Genomic DNA, 22,393 nt, shown 5'->3' with positions numbered 1-22,393 from the left:
CCTGCTTAGCCAGCAGCGTCCTTGAAACGTGGTCGCACCCTACGAATTGCGGCGGCTACCGCATCGTGAATAAGCATTTGGCTGGTATCGATCACGATGGCATCTTGTGCCGCCGCTAGGGGCGACGTTTCGCGCTCGCTATCGCGGGCGTCCCGCTCGGCCATGGCTGTTCGCACAGACTCGCGCGTGACGTCCTCGCCTTTGACGACCAGCTCCAAATAGCGCCGCTCCGCTCGGACCTCATCAGAGGCCGTGATAAACAGCTTCACATCCGCTTCAGGGCAAATCACCGTGCCAATGTCGCGTCCATCCAGCACCGCACCGCCTTCGCGTCGGGCGAAGTCGTGCTGGAACTGGACCAATGCTGCGCGAACATCGGGAATGGCCGCGGCCTTGCTTGCGGCCTGCGCCACGTCGGTGTTGCGCAGATCATCGCGCGCCATATCTTCCGGCGTTAGGTTTTGCGCAGCCTCAACCGCGTCTTCCCCCGCAATCACCCGCGCGCCGGTGGCGCGGTAAAGCAGGCCGGTGTCCAAATGGGCCAACCCGAATTCCTCGGCAACCCGTTTAGAGATTGTTCCCTTGCCCGCCGCTGCGGGACCGTCGATGGCTACAGTGAATTTCATAGTACCTGCGTCGTTAGTTTTGGGTCATCGGTATCCGCACATGGCAGATCGCTAGAGATATCGTAATACCCCCCTTTGTCGGCGCAAAAGATATGGCCTGCAAGTCGAAGACCTGCATCCCCGTCAAATGAGCCCGCAAATATCGACATATTCACCCCCGGCCCGTCCCAGAACAACTGACTGCCACAAGTGGCACAAAACCCGCGCCGTGCGGTGGGGGAGGAGGCGTACCACGCTACCTCTCCCGATATCTCAATGTCACCGCGCAACGCCGACGTTGCTGCAACATGATGGCCGCTGGTTTTACGACATTGCTGACAATGGCATGCAACAACAGGGCGCAACGGGCCGTTAACCGTGTAGGTGATTGAGCCACATAGGCAGCTACCTTTGGGCATTCGAGCGCCTCCAACCGATAATCAATGCGACCCCCACAACACCCAAGCTTAGAAACTTGGCGGTTGTAAACATTGCAATGGTTTCAACAAAGTCTGCCGTGTCCGATTTCGTGCCATGGGTGATCAGGCTGGATACAAGCAGGTTCTCCACAAGGTCAAAGCTTGCATAAGCCAATGCCGACAGTCCGGTAATGCCCCCCGACCAGCCCTTAATCCTTATGGCAAGCAACAGCAGCAAAGCGCTCAATGCAGCAATGAAAGCCGTATCAACCGGCTTCAACCAATTGAGGTAGTAGTCCCGCCCCTCCTCGGTCATGGCAGCAAGATAAGCAATCCCTTGCTCGCCGCTCATCCCAAAGGGCTGCATGTCAAATCCCGCAATACCCCCCGCGAGGGAGGGCATTGTGACGTAGGACCCGTAGGCCAAAACGCAATAAAGCGCGCCGGTTACAACCGCCCACGCCCAAAGCAAGGATTTAGGCGCCGAAGGCAATCGGATCACTCATCGCGATATGCTCACCACCTGCCACGCGCGCAGCTAGATCGGTTGGCTTGGCGTCGAAGTCGTAAGCATCATCCGCATGCAAGCCCGCATCCATCAGCCCTTCAACGGACGTGATGGTCGCGCCACCCTGCTCCGCATCGCTGAGCATGATGCGCAAACCTTGAACCGAGTTGTCAGCCTTCACGCCAACCAAAGCCACCTGTCCGCCACCCGTTTGCACGGCCAATTCAACCAGCGCCATTTTGCAGCCCGTTTCTGGCAAGGCCTCGGGCAAAGCACCAGGGTATGGATCGCCAGCAATCAGGCGGCCGGGTTGCATGTCCATCGCTTTCACTGGGCCAAGGTTGATCGGCGCGTCAAAGTCAGCCTCTTCGAAGTCATCCAGCAAAGCCGCGCGGCGCAGCAGCAACAGCTTCGTTCCGTCTTGGTCAAAGGCCATCATCAGCGTCGCCAAGAACTGCGCCACATTGTCCGAATGACCCACGAAAATGCGCGAGTTGGCGTCCAACTCACCCTCGCCCGCGGTCACAACACTCGCAAAATACTTCTGCATAATCCCTTAGTCCCTTGTAATAGTCGCGCCCAAATCGCGCATCAAACCTTCAAAAATCGGGAAGGACGTCGCAATCGGCCCCCCATCGTCAATATGAACCGGCTTTTGTGTGCCCAGCCCCAGCACCATGAACGACATCGCAATGCGGTGATCCAGATGCGTCGCACATGTACCGCCGCCCGGAACGCCGTCTGCGCCCATGCCGTGCACGATAAACGTATCTTCATCTTCCTCAATAGTCACGCCGCAGGCCTCTAGGCCCCGCGCCATCGCATCAATGCGGTCGCTTTCCTTCACGCGCAGCTCTTTGACGCCGCGCATGACTGTTTTGCCAGTTGCGAAGGCCGCGACAACGGACAGAACGGGGTATTCATCGATCATTGACGCCGCGCGCTCTGGTGGCACCTCGATGCCTTGCATGTTGTCAGAGAACTTGGCCCGCAGGTCTGCCACAGGCTCCCCGCCTTCTTCGCGCATGTTCTCGAATGTCAGCTCCGCGCCCATTTCTTGCAAGGTCGTGAACAGCCCCGCGCGAGTTGGGTTCAAGCCGATGCCCGGCACCAACACGTCTGACCCCGGCGCCACGATGCCCGCGCAAACAGGGAAAGCCGCCGAGCTTGGGTCGCGCGGCACAGTAATAGTTTGCGGCTTCAGTTCTGGTTGGCCTTGCAGGGTTATCACGCGGCCCTCATTGGTCTCGTCAACGCTCAGGTTCGCGCCGAAGCCTACAAGCATGCGTTCTGAGTGGTCGCGTGTCGCTTCTTTCTCGATCACCACGGTGTCGCCCACAGCATTCAAGCCCGCCAATAGCACCGCAGATTTCACCTGCGCCGATGGCATTGGCACGGTGTAGCGCACAGGGGCCGCGTTTGCCGCCCCTATCAGCGTCATCGGCAACCGCCCGTTTTTGCGCCCGTAGCTTTGGGTGCCAAATAGCGCCAGCGGGTCGGTGATCCGTCCCATCGGGCGCCCGTTCAAGGATGCATCGCCGGTGAATGTCGCAGTGATTGGCGAGGTCGCCATAGCGCCCATGATCAGCCGCACGCCGGTGCCCGAATTGCCGCAATCGATCACTTGCTCCGGCTCAGCAAAGCCGCCCACGCCCACGCCGTGCACCGACCAATTGCCGTCGCCGTGGTTGATCACTTCGGCGCCGAAGGCTTGCATCGCGCGGCCCGTGTCGAGGACGTCTTGCCCTTCCAAAAGACCCGAGACCTTGGTTTCCCCAACGGCCATCGCGCCAAAAATCAGGGAGCGGTGCGAGATGGATTTATCCCCCGGCACATGCGCCTCGCCAGATAATGCGCCACCAGCGCGGGAAGTCATTGGGATTGGGTCACCGTGGCCGGACATAGGGCAGTTCTTTCTGGTCAGTCAAAAGCCCAGACGTGATAGCCCAGTGGCGCGCGGGGGTCCATCGTCGTTTGTGTTGGGGTATCGGTGGTGGGATAAATGGCTGTTGTGCGGGACTAAGAGGGCCTTCGTTTCAGTTGCGCCAAGGTCTGTTCTCCCTTCTCGGATTAATCTCGTCCCAAGCGGCTCAATATAGCGATATCAAAGGCGGTTCTCGTCCAACCACTGAGCGAGTGCTTTGAGGTTTCCAGCAAAGGCCTCAATATCGGAACCATTCAGGCTACCAAATACTTTGAAAAGGTCAGGGCCCATATCTTGATAGATCGTGCCCAATAGCCTGTCTGCTTCAGGTGTTGCGCTAACGAGTTTGGACCGATTGTCAGAAGGATGGGGTTCGACCCTAACAAGCCCCATATTCTGAAATTTAGCCATCGTTTTTGTAACAGCTGGTTGCTCAACTTCGACAGCAGCTGCGATCTGCGAAATGCTGCAGCCGCCCGTTATGCGTTGACGTGTAACGTGGTGCAAGATGCTGAATTGGCTGGGGGTCAAATCATGAGGGGCAAGTAATACGCCCATGCGCGTATTAAAAAGTTTGCTCACAATCGAAAGCCAAGTTGAGCATTCGGCGATAAGGGGACCCGTTAATGCGCTCATAGAAAACTCCTTGCACTACATTCTCAAGAATATATATACATTCCCAGGAATACAAATGGAGAATCAATTTGATGTTGAAAGTTATGAAGAAAATTATTGATATGCCTGTTCTGATCCATGCGGCATTGGCCGTTATTTCGGTCGTTTGGTTCCAATGGGCGAAGGGTAAGTTGGACGCCAGCTATGCCGCGTCACGTCATCCTGTCGATTACATGACCGGGCAAACAAGCTTCAGCGGCGAAACGGTCAAAGAATATTACGCCGCCATGACCGACGCCGGAACCTTGGACATCTATGTTAAGACGCAGCTGATCGACTTCGGCTTTATTCTCGGTTTTTTGGGGATCGGTCTGTTTGTTTGCACACTCATTGCACGATCCAACCGCGCCGAGAGCATTGGACGGAGAATTGGCGTTTTGGCGGGCTTGGCTTTTGTTTTTGGTGGCACAAGCGACATGATTGAAAATGGCTGGTCTTTTGTCATGCTGGCGAATCCAAGCACCTTTTCAGACTGGCTCGCGATCCCGTATTCCGCTTTTGCAGCTCTAAAATTCGGACTGATCACGTTGGGACTGGCACTATCACTCGTCAGCCTCTTGACGTTAGTTTCTGGGCGCGCTTTGAACAAACCGAATATCGGTTGACTACTTGCCAGAATGATTAAAAGCGGTCGCTTGTTCTTGGTGCGGCATCGGTCAACATGGGCTCAAACCAGCCATTCGCTGCGCCCACCGCTCATAGAGGTGGCCGCAGCCAGTTCAAGCAGCGTCTACCCCTCAATCGCCGTGATCATATCTACCCGCGTGGCGTGGCGACCGCCCTCGAATTCGGCGCCCAAGAAGGCGTCGACAACATCCATTGCCAGCGCATCACCCAGCACCCGTGCACCCATAGACAGCATGTTGGCGTTGTTGTGCTCGCGGATCATGCGGGCCGAGAATGTGTCGGAGCACACACCGCAGCGGATGCCTTTGACCTTGTTGGCCGCCATCATGATGCCCTGCCCCGTGCCGCACAACAGAATGCCCAAATCGCAATCGCCCGACGCCACGCGCTGCGCCGCCGCTTCGCCGTGTTTGGGGTAATGGGTGCTCTCAGACGTCATCGGGCCGATGTCTTCAACCTCATACCCAAGGCCCTCTACATGAGCGGCAATGGCTTTGCGCAGCTCGATGTCGGCGTGGTCACTGGAAATAACGATGCGGGTTTTGGCAGTCATGGCTAAGTGATCCTTATGGGTATTAGTTGCGAATGAACGTCATGTAATGCGGGGTACGGCCCTCTCGCAGGGCTTTTTGCTCGTAGCGGGTGGAGAACCAGTCGTCCCATTCTTGGCTTAGGTCCTCTGGGTCTTGCGTCAGCTTGAAGCCCGCAGGCGGGACCTCTTCCAAGGTTTGGCGCACGTAGTCGACGATATCGGTGGCGACGCGGAATTCATGGCCCGATTTCAGCTTTTCGGCCAAGGGGCCAAGATGCTCCGGCGTCACAAAGCGGCGACGATGGTGGCGGGCTTTGGGCCATGGATCGGGGTAGAGCAAGAACATCTTATCAAGGCTATTTTCCGGCAAGACATCCAACAAATCACGCGCGTCACCGGGGTGGATCACGATGTTATTCACCCCCTCGCGGCGGATTTTGCCAAGCAGGGACGCCACGCCGTTGACGTAGATTTCGCAACCAATGAATTGCACATCGGGGTTGGCCTTGGCTTGGTGCAAAATATGCTCGCCCGAGCCGAAGCCCACCTCCAGCCACAAGGGCTTGCCCGCGCGCAGAGCGTCGGTGTCGAGCATCACGCGCTCTGGGTTGTCTTCGCGGCTGATGTTTTCCAGATGGAAGTCTGGCAAGACCTCGTCGAAGTCTTGGCGTTGACGCCCGTTCAAGGTCTTGCCCTTCAGGCGACCATAAAAGTTGCGCCGAGGTGTCGCGGAATCTGTGTCTGATATACTCATGCGCGGCGGTGTAGCGGTGCTGCACGCCTTGTGCAACGAAAGCTTACGCCACGAACAACCCCTTGTTGGCTTTGCAATGGGAAACAAGCACCTCCCGAAACGCCCGCACCTTGGCGGACGGCCACACATCAGGGTGACCAACCACCCATATGTCCGCGTATGATCTCGGCGGTAGGACAGGCACTTGCACCAAGCCCGCAATCGTCCGCCCTAGAAACATCGGCATCCGCAACACGCCCAAGCCAGCTTGCGCGGCACCGATTAACGCCACCATATCATCGAAACGAAACCTGACCTGCATGTTGGGGTAATCAGGGCTTACCCCCTTGGGCAAGTCGGGAGTTGCATCATACACAACCCAATCGATCATCGTATTTGGGTCTTGGGATATACGCTGCGCCCAATCCGCGGTGGCAAAACTGGCCGTATCCTGACTAAGGAGCCGCAACCCTGTCAGCTCATCACCAGGGGATCGACTGATCCGAACCGCGAGGTCGGCCTCACGTCGAGACAGGTCCAACATTTCATTGGTGGCGAGGATGCGCAGCTCCACTGCCGGATACGCACTGGTGAATTGATCCAGAACTGGCGTCAAAAAGTTGGCGATCAGAAGTTGCGAGGCCGTGATAACAAGGGGGCCAGACAGCTGCGTCTCCGCCCCTTTCATACGGCGCATCAAAGCGTGTTCGGCCTGCTCCATGTCTTGGGCATGTTCAGCGATCAATTGTGCCGCTTGCGTAGGAGAGTAGCCATCACTCAAACGCTCAAACAAGGGCTCACCTAAGGTGCCTTCAGCGCGGCGAATGCGGCGGGCCACGGTTGTGTAATTCACCCCAAGCGCCGCCCCCGCCCCCGCAAGCGAGCCGTGGCGCACCAATGCAAGCACCGTGCGCAGATCATCCCAAGCCATATCCATCCATGCATTTTCGCACATGAAGACTGCAAATACACGCGTTTTTGCCTGATCCTTTTGGCGTTAGGTTCGAGACATCTCAACACACAGGAAAAACCAATGATATATGCAATCGCCCATCTGACCGTCACCGACCCTGATCTCATGGCCCAATACCGCGAAGTCGCGGGCGCAGCCTTGGCGAAGCATGGCGGCAAGGTTGAGACCGCAACAGGTGAGTTCACCACTCTGGACGGCAACCCTACTCCGCCAAACGTGGCCGCGTTGCTGAGTTTTCCGGACAAGGAATCCGCACTTGGTTGGGCCAACGACCCAGAACTGGCCGATGTGCATGCGCTCCGCCGTGGCGCCGGGTCATCAGATATTATGCTTCTGGGTTAGGTAGCTTACGAAAGGCCCATTTTGGGTGGCGCAGAACCTTGAGTTGCGAGAAAGTCGGCAAAGTAAGTTTGCCAACCTCTTTAGCTCAAGGTTTCGTCATGTGGATCATATCCGTCATTTGCTTTGCAGTATTGGTGGTCCTCGCTGTGATCGGCGAGGCGACCCTTGGTCTGTTTGGTGGGGATCGCGACTTAGCCAGACGGACAACACTCGCGGTATTTGCCTTGCTTGGCGGCGTAGGCTTTGCCTGCCTGCAACCGATCATTTGGGACGGCTTCACGAAAACCCTGCAGCGCGTAATTGCCAAAGGCGGATCACAAGCGCCACTCACTGAAATCGTGCTGAGGCCGAGTTTCAACGATTTGGTGCAGGGCGTAGTGACCAAAATCGCCTACGTCATCATCGCGGCGAGCATCACGTTGGCATGGTATCTTTGGAATGGTGGCAGCTAGTCGGGCGCAATTGGAGCCCAACCACAAAGACTCGCGATCCAACGCAACTTCTTGATGCTGTTCAAAGCCCGCCTAAGACCCAAAAAGGGCGACCAGTTAAGGCCGCCCTTTTTGGGTAACTTTAAATTACGCGATTGCTTAAATCGCCTTTTTCAGCGCCTCAATCAAATCCGTGCGCTCCCACGAGAAACCACCGTCGGCTTCTGGGGCGCGGCCAAAGTGGCCGTAGGCGGCGGTGCGGGCATAGATCGGGCGGTTCATGCCCAGATGCTCGCGGATGCCGCGCGGGGTTAGGTCCATGAGGCCCGCAACCGCTGCTTCGATCGCTGCGTCAGGCGCCTCGCCAGTGCCATGGGTGTCGCAATAAATCGACAACGGCTTGGCCACACCAATCGCATAGCTCAGCTGGATCGTGCAGCGCTGCGCAAGACCTGAGGCAACAACGTTTTTCGCCAAGTAGCGCGACGCATAAGCCGCCGAGCGGTCAACCTTGGTCGGATCTTTACCAGAGAACGCGCCGCCGCCGTGCGGGGCCGCGCCACCGTAAGTATCCACGATGATTTTGCGACCTGTCAGGCCCGCGTCCCCATCAGGGCCACCGATGACGAATTTGCCCGTTGGGTTCACCCACCATTCGGTGTCAGCGGACAACCAGCCTTCTGGCAGAACTTCGGTGATGTAGGGTTCAACCACCGCACGCACGTCCTGCGATGTCATGCTTTCGTCCAAGTGCTGCGTGGACAAAACAACCGAAGACACGCCAACCGGCTTGCCGTCAACATAGCGCACAGTCAGCTGCGATTTGGCGTCTGGGCCGAGCGTTGGCTCGGTGCCGTCTTTGCGCACCTCGGCCAAGCGGCGCAGGATGGAGTGGGCGTAGTGGATTGGGGCCGGCATCAGCTCTGGCGTCTCGTTGCAGGCGTAGCCGAACATGATGCCTTGGTCGCCCGCACCTTCTTCTTTGTCCTTCGCCGCATCTACACCTTGGGCGATATGGGCGGATTGTTCGTGCAGCAGGTTAGTGACTTCGACAGTCTTCCAGTGGAACTTATCCTGCTCGTAACCGATGTCGCGAATACAGTCGCGGGTGATGCCGTCGACCCGCTCCATGTAGTCATGCAGCTTGTCTTGGTCCGACAGGCCAACTTCGCCCCCGATGACCACACGGTTTGTCGTGGCGAAAGTCTCAGCCGCCACGCGTGCTTCGGGCTCTTCAGCGAGAAACGCGTCTAGGACGGCATCGGAAATGCGGTCGCACACCTTATCAGGATGCCCTTCGGATACGGATTCCGAGGTAAATTGGTAGTTCTGTCGTGCCATGAAATTGCTCCGGTTTAAGTGCTCAGCCACGTCAGGAAGCCGTTGTGGCGGCGAAGGTTCGCACTGCCCTACCTGTGTGGGGCTGTCTGGTCAATGGAAACACGCCGGCGAGCGATTATCAGCCACAACAGCAACACGGCCAAGCCCCCTCGCATCGGCCAATCATCAACTCGGCTGTATAACGTCGCATCTGTTGGGGCTGGCACCTTGGCATCCAAGAACGCGACCTCATTGAGTTGCGTCTGCGCCAACACACGCCCCCAAGGGTCAATCACTGCCGAGACGCCAGTGTTTGCAGCACGGATCAGCGGCAAGCCCTGCTCCACTGCGCGGACCTGTGCTTGTGCCAAATGCTGGTAAGGACCGGAGATGTTACCAAACCACGCATCGTTGGTGATCTGCAGCAACAAATTAGGGCGATCAAGCCCTCTAAAGCTGCGCGGAAAAATCAGCTCGTAGCAGATCAAAGGCAGCGCGGGTCCAATGCCTGGCAAATCCATCAATTGCGGACCGGGGCCCTTAGAAAAACCGCCGCCATCGCGCGAGGCCAAGCCACGAATGCCAAGCTTCGACAAAGCCTCACCAAACGGGATGTACTCACCGAAGGGGACAAGGTGGTACTTGTGATAGGTCTGCGTCCTCTGGCCGTTCTGGTCCAGCAAAGTCAGCGTGTTACGCCAGCCGTCCTCAATCCGGTCATTGCCCCCGACGATTACCGACGTTCCGCGCCCAGCTTTCGCGATGGCTTCCAGCACCGCAGGGGCCCCGTTGAGCGGATAGGGAACTGAAGTTTCAGGCCAGACAATCAGGTCAAGCGGGGCATCCGCAGGCTCCGTCGTCAGGTCTACTGCGCGTTGTAAAAATCGCCCGCTGTGCTCTGGGTCCCACTTCAAATGCTGCGCAGCATTGGGTTGGATCAACCGCACCGTTTGATCGGTGAATAGCGCAGCATTTGTAGAGAGAACTTGCGCACCATATAGCCAGCTACCGCCCAAAAGAGCCGCTGACATGCCTATACCCACAAGGGGTTTTCGAGAACTCGGTCCCGCCGAGATCGCCAAAGCGACGCAAGTTAAAACTGGTGTGCCACCAAGAGCTGCGAGTTGCAAAATCGGGTGGCCCGACCAAATATGACCAACCGTGGCCCAAGGAAAGCCCGTGAACAAAACGCTGCGCAGCATTTCTGCGGCGCACCACAAGATAACAAGGGCAATCAGGCCCCCTATTCGGTGCGCCACTCCAAAGGCCGTGGCCCATATAAGCGCCAGTCCCCCTGACATAAAGAACAGCGCGAATGGCGCCATCCAGCCATGACGAGCGATGTCGACCAAGAAAGGCTCCACCAGCCAAAACAACGCGATGGCGAAGTATCCGGCACCACCCGCCCAGCCGATCCATGCAGCCTTCGGGGCGCTTAGCGTTTCGCGGTACAGCCAAAACAACCCCGCAAACCCCAACAAAGCCACGGGCCAAAGCGACCAAGGCGCCTGCCCCAAAGCCCCCAAAGCCCCCGCAATCGCGGCTAAGCCAAGCGTTCGCCAGCTTGGCCTTGCTTCAGGCCGGAAGGCGCGACGTATCATGTGGCTTAACCGGCCTTGGCAAGCGGCACCAAGACGCGAAGGCGCTTGATGCGGCGAGGGTCAGCGTCGATGATCTGGAACTCGGCGCCCGATGGGTGTTCCACCACTTCGCCGCGCGTCGGCACGCGGCCCGACAGCATGAAGACCAATCCGCCGAGAGTGTCGATCTCCTCGTCCATTTCGTCGTCAGACAAGCGTTGGCCGATCTCGGCCTCGAATTCCTCCAAAGGGGCGCGAGCTTGCACCAAGTAGCATCCCGGTTTTTCCATCTTCCACAGGTCGGCTTCGTCGATGTCATGTTCATCTTCGATCTCGCCCAAAACCTGTTCGATCAGATCCTCAATGGTCACCAACCCGTCCACACCGCCATATTCGTCGATCACCAAGGCCATGTGTTTACGCGTGGTCTGCATATTCGCCAGCAGAACACCAATCGGCATGGAGGGCGGCACGAACAGCACCGGCCGCACCATCGCCTCCAGATCAAACTTGGTTCCTTTGCCGTTGAAGCCGTGGCGCAGTGCCAAGTCCTTGAGGTGGATCATCCCAATGGGCGTATCCAAAGTTTCCTCGAACACCGGCAATCGGGTCAGTCCGCTTTCGCGAAACACCTCAACAAGTTCTTCCAAACTAATGGTCTTAGATGCCGACACGATTTCAACGCGCGGGACGGCGACGTCCTCCACGCGTTTTACACGCAGGTTACCAAGGCCAAGCACGGGGGCTTGAACTGTTCCATTGCTTTGGGAAGAAGTGTCAACAGGATCAGGCGCGCGGAAGGCGGCGATCACTCGTGATATAAGTCCAGGTTCCGTCCCACCGCCAATCGCGGTTTCGGTCTGGTTAGGGTCTATGTCCTGCGCGCTTTGCGCTGCGGTAGACGAGCCTTCGATTTCTGCGCCCATCGGTCCTTTTCCAATTAATTGGCCCCAAATGCGGAGCCCTACGTACTATATGGGTCTTCAATACCTAGTTTTGCAAGAATTCTGGTCTCTAAACCTTCCATCAAAGCGGCATCTGGATCATTTATGTGATCAAACCCCAACAAATGAAGCGTTCCATGCACCAAAAGATGGGTCACATGGTCGTTAAATGGCTTCTCTGCCTCTTCAGCCTCCCGAACACAGGTCTCAAAGGCAATGGCGATGTCGCCCAATTCCAATTCATGTGGGGCACCGTCGGGCAATTGCGGGATCATGCCGGGAATGGCCGCGCCGCGTTCTTCCGTGGGCCAAGACAACACATTTGTGGGCGTCGGCTTGCCGCGAAATTCAGTGTTCAGCTCTGCCACCCGCGCGTCCGAGCACGCCAGCAGGCTAATCTCATAGTCCGCATCCAGTGACAGCTCGACCAATGCCGCAGTACAAGCCACTTCTGCCAAAGCGGGCAAGCCAGCGTCAGTCCAGCGGGTGTCTTCGGTTAATACTTCTATTTGTGCCATGAACCCCACTTACAGCAGCCCTCATCCGCGTCAATGGTTTGTGGGTTTTTCAAATTCAGGATGAAGGTCTGTTGCGCCTAACAGGGTTTGCTTTCCCGCGCCTCAGTTGAGACAGTGCACGAAACACACGATAGGAGCACTTCATGTCCGGCTTTCTGACCACCCACGTCCTCGACACAGCTCAGGGCCGCCCTGCGAACGGCATGACCATCGATCTTTACAGGATCGAAGGGGAGCAGCGCACGCATCTAAAAACCGTCACCACAAATGACGACGGGCGCACTGACGCGCAAATTTTGCCCGAAGCTGAATTTGAAATCGGCACCTATGAATTGGTCTTTCACGCCGGCGACTATCTCGACCGCATCGGCACCCCACCCGAGGAGCCGCGCTTCTTGGATGTGATCCCGCTGCGCTTTGGCATGTCGCAGGCGCAGCACTACCACGTGCCGCTGCTGCTTAGCCCGTTTGGCTATTCCACCTATCGGGGCAGCTAGCCCTTCATCACCGATATGATCTGCTCAGAGACGAAATCCATAAACAACCGCGTTTTGGGGTCTTGGTGGCGGCGGTGCGTGAAGAGGCAAGCCAGCTGAATTGGTTCTGGCGGTGTGTCTTCCCCCACGACCACAAGGGCGCCAGACTTCAGGTAATCAGCCACCTCAAACACCGGCTTCAATGCGATGCCATGCCCTGCCAGCGCCCAATCAGTTAGGGTGTCGCCGTCGTCGCATTCAAATCGCCCGCCGACGCGGAACCGTTTTACGCCGCTCTTGGTAATCAAGGGCCATTGGAAATCAACCGCCCCGGGGAAGCGCAGGTTGAGGCATTCGTGCCCCCCATCTACGATCTGCGCACCGCTAAATGGATGCCCGCGCGCCGCGATGTAGCTGGGCGAGGCGCATAAAACCCGTGGCACATCAGCGATCTTTTTCATCCGCAGGTCGCTGTTTTCCGGCTGGCCCAAGAAGATCGCCAAGTCCAAGCCTTCTGTCGTCAGGTCTACCTTGCGATCCGTGAGGCGTAGCCGCAGGCTCACGTCTGGATAGAGATCCAAGAACGCAGGCACTTGCGGGGCGATGATACGCCGCCCGATGCCCAAAGGTGCCGCGACAAATAATGACCCGCGAGGTTGCTCCGTGATGTTGACGACCTGCGCTTCTGCGGCCTCGACGGACTCCAGCACTTGGCACGCCCCGTCATAGAAAGTTTTTCCATGCTCGGTTGGTGTCAGGTTGCGGGTGGTGCGTTGAAACAGACGCACACCAAGATGTTCCTCTAGGGACGCAATGCGCGAGGAGGTCACGGCGGGCGAAATCCTCATGTCACGACCAGCGGCAGACATGCTGCCCAACTCATAGACGCGGATGAAAGTTCGGATATTATCGAGATAGGACATTTTATTGCTTTTTTTGACACAGCTGGGCGATTAGCCCTAATACCCGAAAAGTAAAATCCCTACTAGTGTGGGGAGAAGACGCACTAAGGAGAGACGCCTCATGTATGATTTTGCCGTGATGTGGGACTGGATCGGGTTCGCCGTCCGCTGGACCCATGTGATCACCGCCATGGCGTGGATTGGTGCGTCGTTCTACTTCATCGCGCTGGACCTCGGCCTGCGCAAGGCCCCGAACATGCCCGCAGGGGCCACGGGCGAGGAGTGGCAAGTTCACGGGGGCGGCTTCTACCACATCCAAAAATACATGGTCGCCCCCGAAAACATGCCCGACCACCTGATCTGGCACAAATGGCAAAGCTACTCGACGTGGCTATCGGGTGCGGCCCTGCTGATGATCGTCTATTGGGTTGGCGGCGAGTTGTTCCTGTTGGACCCCAACAAGGCCGAGCTGCTGCTGTGGCAAGGCATTGCCATCTCGGCTGGGTCCTTGACCATCGGGTGGCTGTGCTACGACTTCATGTGCAAGTCCAAGCTGGGCGAGGCCCCCACCCTGTTGATGGTGCTATTGTTTGTCATCCTTGTGGTGATGGCTTGGGGCTACAACCAGATATTCACGGGCCGCGCGGCCTTGCTGCACCTTGGGGCCTTCACCGCCACCATCATGACGGCGAACGTGTTTTTCATCATCATGCCGAACCAGCGCATCGTGGTGGCGGACCTGCAAAACGGACGTACGCCTGATCCCAAGTATGGCAAGATCGCCAAGCTGCGCTCGACCCATAATAACTACCTGACGTTGCCGGTGATTTTCTTGATGCTGAGCAACCACTACCCGCTGGCCTTCGCCACGCAATACAACTGGATCATCGCCAGCCTGATTTTCCTCACCGGCGTCACCATACGGCACTACTTCAACACCATGCACTCCACCGGCAAGGGGCCAAACTGGACGTGGGGCGTGACCGTCATTTTGATGATCATCATCGCATGGCTGTCCACCAACCCGATGCTCGACACCTATGAGGACGCCGAGGCCCGCGCCCTTACCCCCTATGAGCAGAAGTTCGCGGAGGCCGAAGGCTTTGAAGACGCGTTTGATGTGGTCTTGGGCAATTGCTCCATGTGCCATTCCCGCGAGCCGGCTTGGGACGGGATCAACTGGCCCCCAAAGGGCGTGGTGCTGGAAACCGTGGGCGACGTGACGCGCCACGCGGAATCCATCTTCCTGCATGCAGGGGTCACCAACGCCATGCCGCCCCCAAATGCGATTGAAACCATGACACCAAAGAACCGCCAGATCATCGTTGCGTGGTACCGCGACGGGGCCGCGGACTAAGCCGCGTCGTTAGTTGTATAGAACGTTGGATAGGTTCACCTCAACGTGACAAACTTCTGAATCCAATCAATAGATCGGGTCACGAACTACTGCCCCAAACGTCGCGCATTTCTGACCCAGACCGGACATTCCCCGCGACCTAAATCAATGCCCGCTTTGAGGGACGAAGCGGACTTTGCGGCTTTTCCTGACAGTGGCTGCTTTCTCTTTGTTACGCTTACAGAGAAAAACTTCATCGGTTCAAAGTTGCCTTGCGCCGCACTTGCGACGTCGCAAACCTAAAGGTCAAACAGCGGACGTCGAACTCAACACGACCGCTAGCGTGCCGAAAACCAGTTTTACGGTGTTAAGGTTGCAGTGCGGCGATGATCTTATCTAAATAAGAAACCTTCAATCAGACGGGGTCCGCACAACTGGCGCGAATGCGTCAGGTTGATTGATAAGTTAAGCACTCAACAAAGGTACGTTCTACAAGGCTTCTCGCGTGGCCACGCTTATTGATCAGTTCAATCGAAACAGGCAAAGCAAAATCACCGTTCGAAATGGCTTGTATGCGCCCGTCCTTTACCATATCGGCCGCGAACGGTTGCGGGAGGTATCCGATATAATGCCCCGTCAGAATCAACGTGGCGATCCCTTCTATTTGATGGGCCTCAGCATTAGATTTCATCCCGCGAGTCACTGGCGCAACATGGCTTTCGTTCAAATAAGATCTTTTGGCCAAAGCAGCATTGGCGATCCCTTCACTGAGGCGTGCCGGATTACGACAGTTGTACAACGGATGTTCGGTTGAACAATAAAGATCAACGTGTTCTTCACTGATCTTCTCATATTCAACCCCCGGTTTATGTGAATGGAAAACGCCAATTCCGAACGATATCCGTCGATCGAGCACCCCAAGTTCAAGATCGTCTGGGGCGAGCGTATGAATCTCCAGGCTGACATCAGGCGCCATTCTTGCAAACTTTGAAAGCGCGCGCACCATGGCTGAAGTTCCGTTTGAAATCCAATTGTCGACGACACCAACTGACAGATGTCCAGCGATATTGTCGCGGGCGCCTGTTACTTCGTTTCCAAATTCTTCGAGCGATTGGAACAGTTTCTTTGCGGCATGATAGACCAGGTCCCCCTGAGCCGTCATTTGAAACCCCCCGCGACCACGAGAGCATAAACGCATGCCAAGGCGCGTCTCAATATCGGAAATCTGCCTCGAAATCGTCGACGTCGAAACGTTCAAGTCGACTTGGGCCGCCGAAAAGCCACGCGCGTCAGCAACCACTATGAAGACATAGAGCAGGTGAAGATCCGCTTTGGACAGATAGCTTGGTAACATTGAGCTAATATTACTTGTATCATCATCAAAGTAAATTCCTGAAATTTGTAGTTTTAGGAAACTAACTGATTTGATCTGTATTGGTGCAGCCCGTGACTGATTGTCCGGGAAAAAGGTTCATCAGAAGCCTCGCCCCAAGAACAACACGAAAAACCAACTAGGAGATCGATATGATCAAATCAGTAATCCCTTTCGCCACTGCAACGACATTGATACTCAGCTCAACTGCGATGGCTCAGGACGTCGTCATTGGCGTGCCGAACTGGGCATCCGCTGGTGCAACTGCGAACATTCTAAAAATCGCGATCGAAGATAATTTAGGCCTCGAAGTCGCCCTGCAAAACGGCACAAATCCAATCATCTTCGAAGCGATGGATTCCGGCGCAATGCATGTACATCCTGAAGTTTGGATGCCCAACCAGCAGAACCTACACGACACATTTGTGACCGAAAAGGGCACAGTGGCGATGAATCCGAACACCGTTTTGTCGGACCAAAACATGTGCGTGACCCGCGAGACCGCCGAACGCACAGGCATTGAAGCGCTCAGCGATTTGTCCAACCCCGTGATGGCAGCCAATTTTGATACAGACGGCGATGGCATGGGCGAAGTTTGGATCGGTGGTGCGGGTTGGGCCTCAACCAACGTAGAGAAAATCCGAGCACAGTCTTATGGCTATGATGAAACCATGCAGCTTGTTGAGATGGATGAAGCGCTGGCCATGGCGCAGGTCGACAACGCGACGGCCCAAGGCGAAAACATCGTGTTCTTTTGTTACACCCCTCACCACATGTTTTCGCTTTATGACCTTGTAACGTTGACCGAACCAGAATTTGACGCCGATCAATGGAACGTTATTCAACCAACGGATGATCCTAATTGGCTTGAACTTTCAACGGCCCCTACGGCTTGGGATGCAACCAAATTGCACGTCTTCTACTCCCTTGCCCTTGCCAACACCCAGCCTCTGGCTGCCGAAATGCTCGCCAATGTCTCTTTCAACACGGAACAGGTGAACGGCATGGTTTATGCCCTATCGGTTGAGGGGCAAGACCCGGCTGAATTTGCGCGAACCTGGGTTGATGCAAACGCGGACCTTGTTGACGCGTGGTTCCAGTAACCCCGTCCCTGCCAGCGTGGTTTGCGCGACGCTGGCAGGCTTTTCACATTCTCCATCATCTGGCGGCCAGTTCGAACTGCGACGCGTAAGAAAGTTATGAACATGAACGATACAGTGATCGAGCTGGACAGCGTTTGGAAAATTTTTGGTGCCAACGCAGATACCGCTATGACGGCTGTTCAAGAGCGCGGATTAAGCAAATCCGATGTGCTAAGCGAGTTCGGCTGTGTTGTAGGCATTGCGGATTGCTCTTTCTGCGTAAAACGAGGCGAAATCTTCTGCATTATGGGGCTTTCAGGGTCAGGAAAATCGACTTTGGTCAGGCACCTCAACCGGCTAATCGAACCTACAGCGGGTCGGATTTCGATACTTGGACAGGATGTGCTGGCGTTGGATAAGGCTGAGCTACGCCAGATTAGATCCAAGAACATTGGCATGGTGTTCCAACATATGGCGCTGCTGCCGCATCTTACCGTGCGCGACAATGTGGCCTTTCCTCTTCAGATTCGCGGCGAACCCAAAGGAATACGTTGGGCTATATCGCAAACCTGTTTGGATCGCGTCAATCTAACGGGCTACGAAGATCGGTTCCCTTCCGAATTGTCAGGCGGAATGCAACAACGTGTCGGTCTGGCCCGCGCGCTTGCGTCAGATCCTGATGTTCTTTTGATGGACGAACCGTTCTCGGCGCTCGACCCGTTGATCCGTCGCCAGCTGCAAGATCAGTTCATGGCGCTTTCCGCTGAACTACAAAAAACCACCGTTTTCATTACGCATGATTTGGACGAGGCGATCCGTATCGGACACCGCATCGCTATCATGAAAGATGGACGCATTGTTCAAATTGGAACACCCGAAGAAATTGTGACCCAACCCGCCGACGATTATGTGCGCGACTTCGTCGACGGCATTTCCAAACTGAAACTCGTTTTCGCCCATTCGGTCATGATCGATATCGCGGATTACGTGCCCCCACCGGGCGAAGACCTGTCCCAAAGCCCGCGTGCGCACCACGGGACCGATCTGGATAAACTTATCGATATTTCGACCACAACCGAATTCGCCGTTGTCATCACGGATGATCAAGGGGCTGACATCGGGGTGGTGGATAAGTCGACGCTTTTACGTGGCATCAAGGGGGGCAAAGCATGACAGTTCAGAGTTCGAAAACAGATGCGAATACGCTAAATCAGTCCATCTCAGACTTTGTTGGGGTCAACGCGCCCTACTATATTTACGAATTCAAACGCATCCAATGCAAGACGGGGTTTTCAGGATCCTGGAACACCTGGGCTTCAATCTTTGGCCCGGTGTGGGCCGCATCTCGCGGTGTTTGGGGGTTTTTCTGGACCTTTCTCGTTCTCGAACTCTTTGCATTGGTCCAGATCGTGCGTGGTCTATGGGGCGAGCTTGGAGCAGATCAACTTCAACGTTACGAACGTCTTTTGGAAAATATTGCCCAACGAGAACAACAGGCTGCCGATCTAACCGCAGCAGGTGATCCAACAAGTGCAATGGCAAAGTTACAAATTGCTGAAAACCTAAGAGGTGCGGCTGATATCGCTTTGGAACAGGCCAATTCCGCGAATGAATTCGCGACACTGGTTTTGATTGCAGGTCTTGGCCTGTTTGCCCTATTGAAGCTACTCGAAGGGTTCACAGCAAACATTGCCTATGAGGCCCAATTCCTGCGCTGGCGGTCATCTGGCCGTGAACAATCCGGCGTCACACGAAGCGGTGTCGTGTTTGGCGTCCTTGGCCTTCTCGCGATTTGGCCGCTGACACTAATCCGTTTCACAGTTGCAAACCCCGACAATGTCGTCGCTGGGCTGACTGGTGGGCTATTGGGGCAACGGATTCCTATCACGGAGTTTCCGGTTGGGAAGGAATACTTTTCTGCCTTGTCCCTCAAGGGGGACGATGGGTTTGATTGGCTTGCCATCAAGTTTGGCGGTGTTTTTGACGGTGTCACCGCAACAATCCGCTGGGTCCTAGATGCGCTTGAAGTCCTGTTGATTCAAACGCCATGGCCCGTGGTGATGTTTGTCATCATCGTGATGGCCTACCGTTTGGCCGGCCTACGCGTGATGATCTTTACAGCTGCGTCGCTTGCCTATCTTGCCTGTATGGGATTGTGGGAACTTTCCATGATAACAGTCGCACTTATTGGGGCTGGAGCGTTCCTTTGTGTAATCATAGGCATCCCGCTTGGCATTTGGTTTGGAAAGTCGAAACGGGCCTATAAATTTGCGGAACCAGTTCTTGATTTCATGCAAACCATGCCGGCATTTGTTTACCTGATCCCAATCATTGCATTTTTTGGCACGGGTAAGCCACCGGGCGTCTTAGCAACATTAATTTTTGCAATGCCGCCCGTTATCCGCCTGACGGCCCTTGGCATGCGCGGCGTGCCGGACGCCACCAAAGAAGCAGCGGTCGCCTTTGGCTGTTCGCCATGGCAATTATTGACGAACGTGGAGCTCCCCCTTGCGTTGCCATCCATCATGACTGGCATCAACCAAACCATCCTGATGTCACTTTCCATGGTCGTCATCGCGTCCCTAATCGGGGCTGAGGGTCTTGGTGCGTTGATCCTTGAGGCGCTTCAATACGCGGCAAAAGGTCAGGGGCTTCTTGGCGGCTTGGCGATCCTGCTGTGTGCGATGGTCATCGACCGGATCGCACAGGGCGCCTATCGCAAAAGCGCACAACAGCAGCGCTAACGACCTCTAAAAACCAACATGACGGCGCGGCTACGCGATACCGAAAGGAGCAAAGAATGGCCAATGAACACCTAGATTCGATGATGGACAACCTATATTGGTGGGGCATCCCGACCTTCTTTCGATGCCCGAACGAAGGGCCAGAAGGAAAGGACATTGCACTTGTTGGCGTCCCTCATTCAACAGGCAATGGCACGACAGAGCGCGACCAACATCTTGGACCACGTGCCCTGCGCAATGTGTCCGCAATCGCACGCCGCGTGCACAGCCAATTTGAACTGAACCCTTGGACAACTGCAAAGATTGCAGACATTGGTGATGTCCCGTTTCCTCGAGCGAATGACAATGAAGACTGCATTGAGCAGATCACGCGGTTCTATACAGAACTCGATAAATCTGGAGCACGCCCTGTCTCTGTAGGGGGCGATCATTCTATCACGGGAGGCATTGTGCAGGCCTTAGGATGTGGAAACCTCACAGAGGGTGAACCTATTTGCTTCCTTCATCTTGATGCACATACGGATGTCTTCACCAAGGTCGACCACTTTCTTGGCGCTCAAAAATCTGCGGCGCATTGGGGGGCGTACCTAGCAGATCAGGGCAAAGTTGATCCAACCCACTCGATGCAAATCGGTTTGCGCGGGCACGCCCGGACGCTGGATTGGCTACAGCCGTCGTACGACTATGGCTATAACGTTGTAACCATGCGTGAATTCCGCAAACGCGGTATCGAAGATGTAGCAGCCCAGATCAAACACGTGATGCAAGGGCGTCCAATCTATATAACGTTTGATCTTGATTGCCTTGATCCTACAATTGCACCTGCGGTTTCCAACATCGAAGCAGGTGAAAAAGGGTTCGATATCGATGAAGCTATCGCGTTGCTTCATGCGGTGCGTGGCATGAACATTATCGGCGGTGACGTCGTCTGCATGATGCCGACCAAAGACAGCCCCAATCAGATAACCGCGCTCACCGCGTCGGCTATCATGTTCGAAATGATTTCGATGATCGCTGAAAATACCGCAACCAAATCGAGAGTATCCAAATGAGCGACCCATTTTTCCAACCCGTTTCCGGAATCGACCTTCCGCGCTTTGCCGGCGTTCCAAGCTTCATGCGCCTTCCTCATTTGTCTCCAATTGATCCGCGGTACGCCGATGTGCAGATTGGCATTGTCGGTATCCCGTGGGACAGTGGTACGACGAACAGATCAGGTCCGCGTCATGGTCCGCGCCAATTGCGAGACCTGTCCACGATGATCCGGTCAGGCAACCCTGTGACAGGGGTCAATCCGTTCGAAGCCGTAAATTGTGCAGATCTTGGCGACATTTCCCCAAACCCGGTTGATATTATCGATTGCATGGCTCGCATCACAGCTTTCTATGACGTCTTGAAAAGCCACGGCATCACACCAATGACGGCTGGTGGTGACCACCTTTCTAGCTTGCCAGTTTTGCGTGCTCTAGCCCGTGACAACCCCGTTGGACTCATCCAGTTTGATTCACATACCGATCTGTTTGACAGCTACTTCGATGGCAACAAGTTCACTCACGGAACGCCATTTCGCCGCGCCATAGAAGAAGGTCTAGTTGATCCAAATCGCATGGTTCAAATTGGCATTCGCGGTACCTCTTACAACAGTGAGGATATCGAGTGGGGCGAGGCGCAAGGCGTTCGCATCATTCGGATCGAGGAGTTCTTTGACCGTGGTATAAAAGATGTGATGACCGAAGCACGCGAGATTGTCGGCGCTGACCCGACCTACTGCACGTTCGATATTGATTTTGTAGACCCGGCATATGCCCCTGGAACCGGCACACCAGAAATCGGCGGCCCGACCAGCTATCAAGCCCAACAGGTCATCAGGGAACTGGCTGGCCTCAATCTCATCGGTGCCGATTTGGTCGAAGTATCCCCCCCATTTGATCCAAATGGAACGACGGCTTGGCTGGGCGCATCGCTCATGTTCGAACTTTTGTGTGTTCTTTCGCAGGGGACATAATTTTGGGAACGAGTTTCCGGAAGAGGAACTCTTAGTCCGGCTCGATGCGCTCAAGCGTGCGGCTTGGATTGAGGGTCGAACCGCCGGTACCCGTTTTAATGCGCGACACGTAGAAAACTGTGCTTCAAACCACTCAGCCAAGAGATTGGAAGGGAAGGATACCTGAAGCAGCATTTTTGCGAGTTTTACAAAACTGTTTCATCCGGGCGGTTGAAGGCTCAATTTGGCCGTCGGTTTCGGAGCGTCGAGCAACTTTGCGCTCAAATTTTGTGCGAGCCATTCGATGGGTTGCCTGATCTGCTGACCCCTATTTAGTGTCCCAATTATTGGATGAGCCGTCATGAT

Annotated in this window: 25 protein-coding genes and 1 riboswitch; of the genes, 10 read left to right on the top strand and 15 right to left on the bottom strand. The window is 55.6% G+C overall.

Annotated features, from left to right (window positions below; genetic code table 11):
- Window positions 1–5 precede the first annotated feature (5 nt).
- From ABJN86_RS03465 to ABJN86_RS03440, 6 genes are all read right to left on the bottom strand, one after another.
- A complete protein-coding gene (locus ABJN86_RS03465) occupies window positions 6–626 on the bottom strand; it encodes a (d)CMP kinase (protein WP_348367694.1) in 621 nt (206 codons plus the stop codon).
- A complete protein-coding gene (locus tag ABJN86_RS03460; RefSeq protein ID WP_348367693.1) occupies window positions 623–1,024 on the bottom strand; it encodes a GFA family protein in 402 nt (133 codons plus the stop codon). Before ABJN86_RS03460 ends, ABJN86_RS03465 begins: the two co-directional genes overlap by 4 nt.
- Window positions 1,011–1,526 carry a hypothetical protein gene (locus tag ABJN86_RS03455; RefSeq protein ID WP_348367692.1) on the bottom strand — a complete coding sequence of 172 codons (516 nt, stop codon included), beginning with the start codon at window positions 1,524–1,526 and terminating at the stop codon, window positions 1,011–1,013. Before ABJN86_RS03455 ends, ABJN86_RS03460 begins: the two co-directional genes overlap by 14 nt.
- On the bottom strand, window positions 1,501–2,082 hold the full coding sequence (locus ABJN86_RS03450) for a hypothetical protein (RefSeq protein ID WP_348367691.1): 582 nt from the start codon (window positions 2,080–2,082) through the stop codon (window positions 1,501–1,503). Before ABJN86_RS03450 ends, ABJN86_RS03455 begins: the two co-directional genes overlap by 26 nt.
- Before the next feature lie 6 nt (window positions 2,083–2,088).
- Window positions 2,089–3,435 (bottom strand): 3-phosphoshikimate 1-carboxyvinyltransferase, encoded by a 1,347-nt coding sequence (gene aroA / locus ABJN86_RS03445; protein WP_348367690.1) that lies wholly within the window; start codon window positions 3,433–3,435, stop codon window positions 2,089–2,091.
- Between the two features lie 201 nt (window positions 3,436–3,636).
- Window positions 3,637–4,092 carry a MarR family transcriptional regulator gene (locus ABJN86_RS03440; RefSeq protein ID WP_348367689.1) on the bottom strand — a complete coding sequence of 152 codons (456 nt, stop codon included), beginning with the start codon at window positions 4,090–4,092 and terminating at the stop codon, window positions 3,637–3,639.
- A gap of 71 nt (window positions 4,093–4,163) precedes the next feature.
- On the opposite strand from ABJN86_RS03440, the gene ABJN86_RS03435 reads away from it, so the two are divergent.
- On the top strand, window positions 4,164–4,736 hold the full coding sequence (locus ABJN86_RS03435) for a hypothetical protein (protein WP_348367688.1): 573 nt from the start codon (window positions 4,164–4,166) through the stop codon (window positions 4,734–4,736).
- A 125-nt stretch (window positions 4,737–4,861) separates the two neighbouring features.
- Here ABJN86_RS03435 and rpiB read toward each other — a convergent pair whose 3' ends face one another.
- From rpiB to ABJN86_RS03420, 3 genes are read right to left on the bottom strand one after another with little or no spacing between them, the layout of a single operon-like run.
- Window positions 4,862–5,311 (bottom strand): ribose 5-phosphate isomerase B, encoded by a 450-nt coding sequence (rpiB, locus tag ABJN86_RS03430; RefSeq protein ID WP_348367687.1) that lies wholly within the window; start codon window positions 5,309–5,311, stop codon window positions 4,862–4,864.
- A gap of 22 nt (window positions 5,312–5,333) precedes the next feature.
- Window positions 5,334–6,044, bottom strand: coding sequence for a tRNA (guanosine(46)-N7)-methyltransferase TrmB (gene trmB, locus ABJN86_RS03425; protein ID WP_348367686.1), 711 nt, complete (start codon window positions 6,042–6,044; stop codon window positions 5,334–5,336).
- Window positions 6,045–6,087: 43 nt separating this feature from the next.
- The gene (locus tag ABJN86_RS03420) at window positions 6,088–6,978 is read right to left on the bottom strand and encodes a LysR family transcriptional regulator (protein WP_348367685.1); all 891 of its coding nucleotides are present in this window, start codon (window positions 6,976–6,978) and stop codon (window positions 6,088–6,090) included.
- A 78-nt stretch (window positions 6,979–7,056) separates the two neighbouring features.
- Between ABJN86_RS03420 and ABJN86_RS03415 the strand changes: the two genes are divergently transcribed.
- Together ABJN86_RS03415 and ABJN86_RS03410 are read left to right on the top strand one after the other, a co-directional pair.
- Window positions 7,057–7,338 (top strand): DUF1330 domain-containing protein, encoded by a 282-nt coding sequence (locus ABJN86_RS03415; protein ID WP_348367684.1) that lies wholly within the window; start codon window positions 7,057–7,059, stop codon window positions 7,336–7,338.
- 98 nt (window positions 7,339–7,436) lie between these two features.
- A complete protein-coding gene (locus ABJN86_RS03410; protein ID WP_348367683.1) occupies window positions 7,437–7,790 on the top strand; it encodes a hypothetical protein in 354 nt (117 codons plus the stop codon).
- Between the two features lie 138 nt (window positions 7,791–7,928).
- On the opposite strand, the gene metK is transcribed toward ABJN86_RS03410, so the two are convergent.
- From metK to ybeY, 4 genes are all read right to left on the bottom strand, one after another.
- Window positions 7,929–9,110: a methionine adenosyltransferase gene (gene metK / locus ABJN86_RS03405; RefSeq protein WP_348367682.1), complete on the bottom strand. Its 1,182-nt coding sequence runs from the start codon at window positions 9,108–9,110 to the stop codon at window positions 7,929–7,931.
- 5 nt (window positions 9,111–9,115) lie between these two features.
- Window positions 9,116–9,164, bottom strand: a riboswitch (SAM-SAH riboswitch).
- A gap of 14 nt (window positions 9,165–9,178) precedes the next feature.
- Window positions 9,179–10,690, bottom strand: a complete 1,512-nt coding sequence (lnt, locus tag ABJN86_RS03400) for an apolipoprotein N-acyltransferase (RefSeq protein ID WP_348377632.1) — start codon at window positions 10,688–10,690, stop codon at window positions 9,179–9,181.
- A gap of 5 nt (window positions 10,691–10,695) precedes the next feature.
- Window positions 10,696–11,595: a hemolysin family protein gene (locus ABJN86_RS03395; protein WP_348377631.1), complete on the bottom strand. Its 900-nt coding sequence runs from the start codon at window positions 11,593–11,595 to the stop codon at window positions 10,696–10,698.
- 38 nt (window positions 11,596–11,633) lie between these two features.
- Window positions 11,634–12,131 carry an rRNA maturation RNase YbeY gene (gene ybeY, locus ABJN86_RS03390; protein ID WP_348377630.1) on the bottom strand — a complete coding sequence of 166 codons (498 nt, stop codon included), beginning with the start codon at window positions 12,129–12,131 and terminating at the stop codon, window positions 11,634–11,636.
- A 143-nt stretch (window positions 12,132–12,274) separates the two neighbouring features.
- Between ybeY and uraH the strand changes: the two genes are divergently transcribed.
- Window positions 12,275–12,628 (top strand): hydroxyisourate hydrolase, encoded by a 354-nt coding sequence (gene uraH / locus ABJN86_RS03385; RefSeq protein ID WP_348377629.1) that lies wholly within the window; start codon window positions 12,275–12,277, stop codon window positions 12,626–12,628.
- Here uraH and ABJN86_RS03380 read toward each other — a convergent pair.
- The gene (locus tag ABJN86_RS03380) at window positions 12,625–13,530 is read right to left on the bottom strand and encodes a LysR family transcriptional regulator (RefSeq protein ID WP_348377628.1); all 906 of its coding nucleotides are present in this window, start codon (window positions 13,528–13,530) and stop codon (window positions 12,625–12,627) included. The genes uraH and ABJN86_RS03380 overlap by 4 nt on opposite strands.
- Before the next feature lie 100 nt (window positions 13,531–13,630).
- On the opposite strand from ABJN86_RS03380, the gene ABJN86_RS03375 reads away from it, so the two are divergent.
- On the top strand, window positions 13,631–14,866 hold the full coding sequence (locus tag ABJN86_RS03375) for a urate hydroxylase PuuD (protein ID WP_348377627.1): 1,236 nt from the start codon (window positions 13,631–13,633) through the stop codon (window positions 14,864–14,866).
- Between the two features lie 427 nt (window positions 14,867–15,293).
- On the opposite strand, the gene ABJN86_RS03370 is transcribed toward ABJN86_RS03375, so the two are convergent.
- Window positions 15,294–16,199 (bottom strand): LysR family transcriptional regulator, encoded by a 906-nt coding sequence (locus ABJN86_RS03370; protein WP_348377626.1) that lies wholly within the window; start codon window positions 16,197–16,199, stop codon window positions 15,294–15,296.
- Between the two features lie 170 nt (window positions 16,200–16,369).
- On the opposite strand from ABJN86_RS03370, the gene ABJN86_RS03365 reads away from it, so the two are divergent.
- The 5 genes from ABJN86_RS03365 (at window position 16,370) to speB (ending at window position 22,048) form a co-directional block, all read left to right on the top strand.
- On the top strand, window positions 16,370–17,320 hold the full coding sequence (locus ABJN86_RS03365) for a glycine betaine ABC transporter substrate-binding protein (RefSeq protein ID WP_348377625.1): 951 nt from the start codon (window positions 16,370–16,372) through the stop codon (window positions 17,318–17,320).
- Window positions 17,321–17,422: 102 nt separating this feature from the next.
- Complete coding sequence (locus ABJN86_RS03360) at window positions 17,423–18,472, top strand: betaine/proline/choline family ABC transporter ATP-binding protein (RefSeq protein ID WP_348377624.1); 1,050 nt, start codon at window positions 17,423–17,425, stop codon at window positions 18,470–18,472.
- On the top strand, window positions 18,469–20,043 hold the full coding sequence (locus ABJN86_RS03355; protein WP_348377623.1) for an ABC transporter permease subunit: 1,575 nt from the start codon (window positions 18,469–18,471) through the stop codon (window positions 20,041–20,043). Before ABJN86_RS03360 ends, ABJN86_RS03355 begins: the two co-directional genes overlap by 4 nt.
- Before the next feature lie 56 nt (window positions 20,044–20,099).
- Window positions 20,100–21,095 (top strand): arginase family protein, encoded by a 996-nt coding sequence (locus ABJN86_RS03350; protein WP_348377622.1) that lies wholly within the window; start codon window positions 20,100–20,102, stop codon window positions 21,093–21,095.
- Window positions 21,092–22,048, top strand: a complete 957-nt coding sequence (speB, locus tag ABJN86_RS03345; protein ID WP_348377621.1) for an agmatinase — start codon at window positions 21,092–21,094, stop codon at window positions 22,046–22,048. Before ABJN86_RS03350 ends, speB begins: the two co-directional genes overlap by 4 nt.
- The last annotated feature ends 345 nt before the right edge of the window (window positions 22,049–22,393 follow it).

The organism is Litoreibacter sp., from assembly GCF_039974535.1.
GTDB lineage: Bacteria > Pseudomonadota > Alphaproteobacteria > Rhodobacterales > Rhodobacteraceae > Litoreibacter.
Note: the sequence above shows the minus strand (reverse complement) of the source record. Positions and strands in the feature narration are given on the sequence as shown.

Excerpts from the sequence above, each read along its gene's own strand:
- ABJN86_RS03465 (WP_348367694.1), bottom strand. The coding sequence starts at position 626 with ATGAAATTCACTGTAGCCATCGACGGTCCCGCAGCGGCGGGCAAGGGA.
- ABJN86_RS03460 (WP_348367693.1), bottom strand. The coding sequence starts at position 1,024 with ATGCCCAAAGGTAGCTGCCTATGTGGCTCAATCACCTACACGGTTAAC.
- ABJN86_RS03450 (WP_348367691.1), bottom strand. The coding sequence starts at position 2,082 with ATGCAGAAGTATTTTGCGAGTGTTGTGACCGCGGGCGAGGGTGAGTTG.
- aroA (WP_348367690.1), bottom strand. The coding sequence starts at position 3,435 with ATGTCCGGCCACGGTGACCCAATCCCAATGACTTCCCGCGCTGGTGGC.
- ABJN86_RS03440 (WP_348367689.1), bottom strand. The coding sequence starts at position 4,092 with ATGAGCGCATTAACGGGTCCCCTTATCGCCGAATGCTCAACTTGGCTT.
- ABJN86_RS03435 (WP_348367688.1), top strand. The coding sequence starts at position 4,164 with ATGTTGAAAGTTATGAAGAAAATTATTGATATGCCTGTTCTGATCCAT.
- rpiB (WP_348367687.1), bottom strand. The coding sequence starts at position 5,311 with ATGACTGCCAAAACCCGCATCGTTATTTCCAGTGACCACGCCGACATC.
- trmB (WP_348367686.1), bottom strand. The coding sequence starts at position 6,044 with ATGAGTATATCAGACACAGATTCCGCGACACCTCGGCGCAACTTTTAT.
- ABJN86_RS03420 (WP_348367685.1), bottom strand. The coding sequence starts at position 6,978 with ATGTGCGAAAATGCATGGATGGATATGGCTTGGGATGATCTGCGCACG.
- ABJN86_RS03415 (WP_348367684.1), top strand. The coding sequence starts at position 7,057 with ATGATATATGCAATCGCCCATCTGACCGTCACCGACCCTGATCTCATG.
- ABJN86_RS03410 (WP_348367683.1), top strand. The coding sequence starts at position 7,437 with ATGTGGATCATATCCGTCATTTGCTTTGCAGTATTGGTGGTCCTCGCT.
- metK (WP_348367682.1), bottom strand. The coding sequence starts at position 9,110 with ATGGCACGACAGAACTACCAATTTACCTCGGAATCCGTATCCGAAGGG.
- lnt (WP_348377632.1), bottom strand. The coding sequence starts at position 10,690 with ATGATACGTCGCGCCTTCCGGCCTGAAGCAAGGCCAAGCTGGCGAACG.
- ABJN86_RS03395 (WP_348377631.1), bottom strand. The coding sequence starts at position 11,595 with ATGGGCGCAGAAATCGAAGGCTCGTCTACCGCAGCGCAAAGCGCGCAG.
- ybeY (WP_348377630.1), bottom strand. The coding sequence starts at position 12,131 with ATGGCACAAATAGAAGTATTAACCGAAGACACCCGCTGGACTGACGCT.
- uraH (WP_348377629.1), top strand. The coding sequence starts at position 12,275 with ATGTCCGGCTTTCTGACCACCCACGTCCTCGACACAGCTCAGGGCCGC.
- ABJN86_RS03380 (WP_348377628.1), bottom strand. The coding sequence starts at position 13,530 with ATGTCCTATCTCGATAATATCCGAACTTTCATCCGCGTCTATGAGTTG.
- ABJN86_RS03375 (WP_348377627.1), top strand. The coding sequence starts at position 13,631 with ATGTATGATTTTGCCGTGATGTGGGACTGGATCGGGTTCGCCGTCCGC.
- ABJN86_RS03370 (WP_348377626.1), bottom strand. The coding sequence starts at position 16,199 with ATGTTACCAAGCTATCTGTCCAAAGCGGATCTTCACCTGCTCTATGTC.
- ABJN86_RS03365 (WP_348377625.1), top strand. The coding sequence starts at position 16,370 with ATGATCAAATCAGTAATCCCTTTCGCCACTGCAACGACATTGATACTC.
- ABJN86_RS03360 (WP_348377624.1), top strand. The coding sequence starts at position 17,423 with ATGAACGATACAGTGATCGAGCTGGACAGCGTTTGGAAAATTTTTGGT.
- ABJN86_RS03355 (WP_348377623.1), top strand. The coding sequence starts at position 18,469 with ATGACAGTTCAGAGTTCGAAAACAGATGCGAATACGCTAAATCAGTCC.
- ABJN86_RS03350 (WP_348377622.1), top strand. The coding sequence starts at position 20,100 with ATGGCCAATGAACACCTAGATTCGATGATGGACAACCTATATTGGTGG.
- speB (WP_348377621.1), top strand. The coding sequence starts at position 21,092 with ATGAGCGACCCATTTTTCCAACCCGTTTCCGGAATCGACCTTCCGCGC.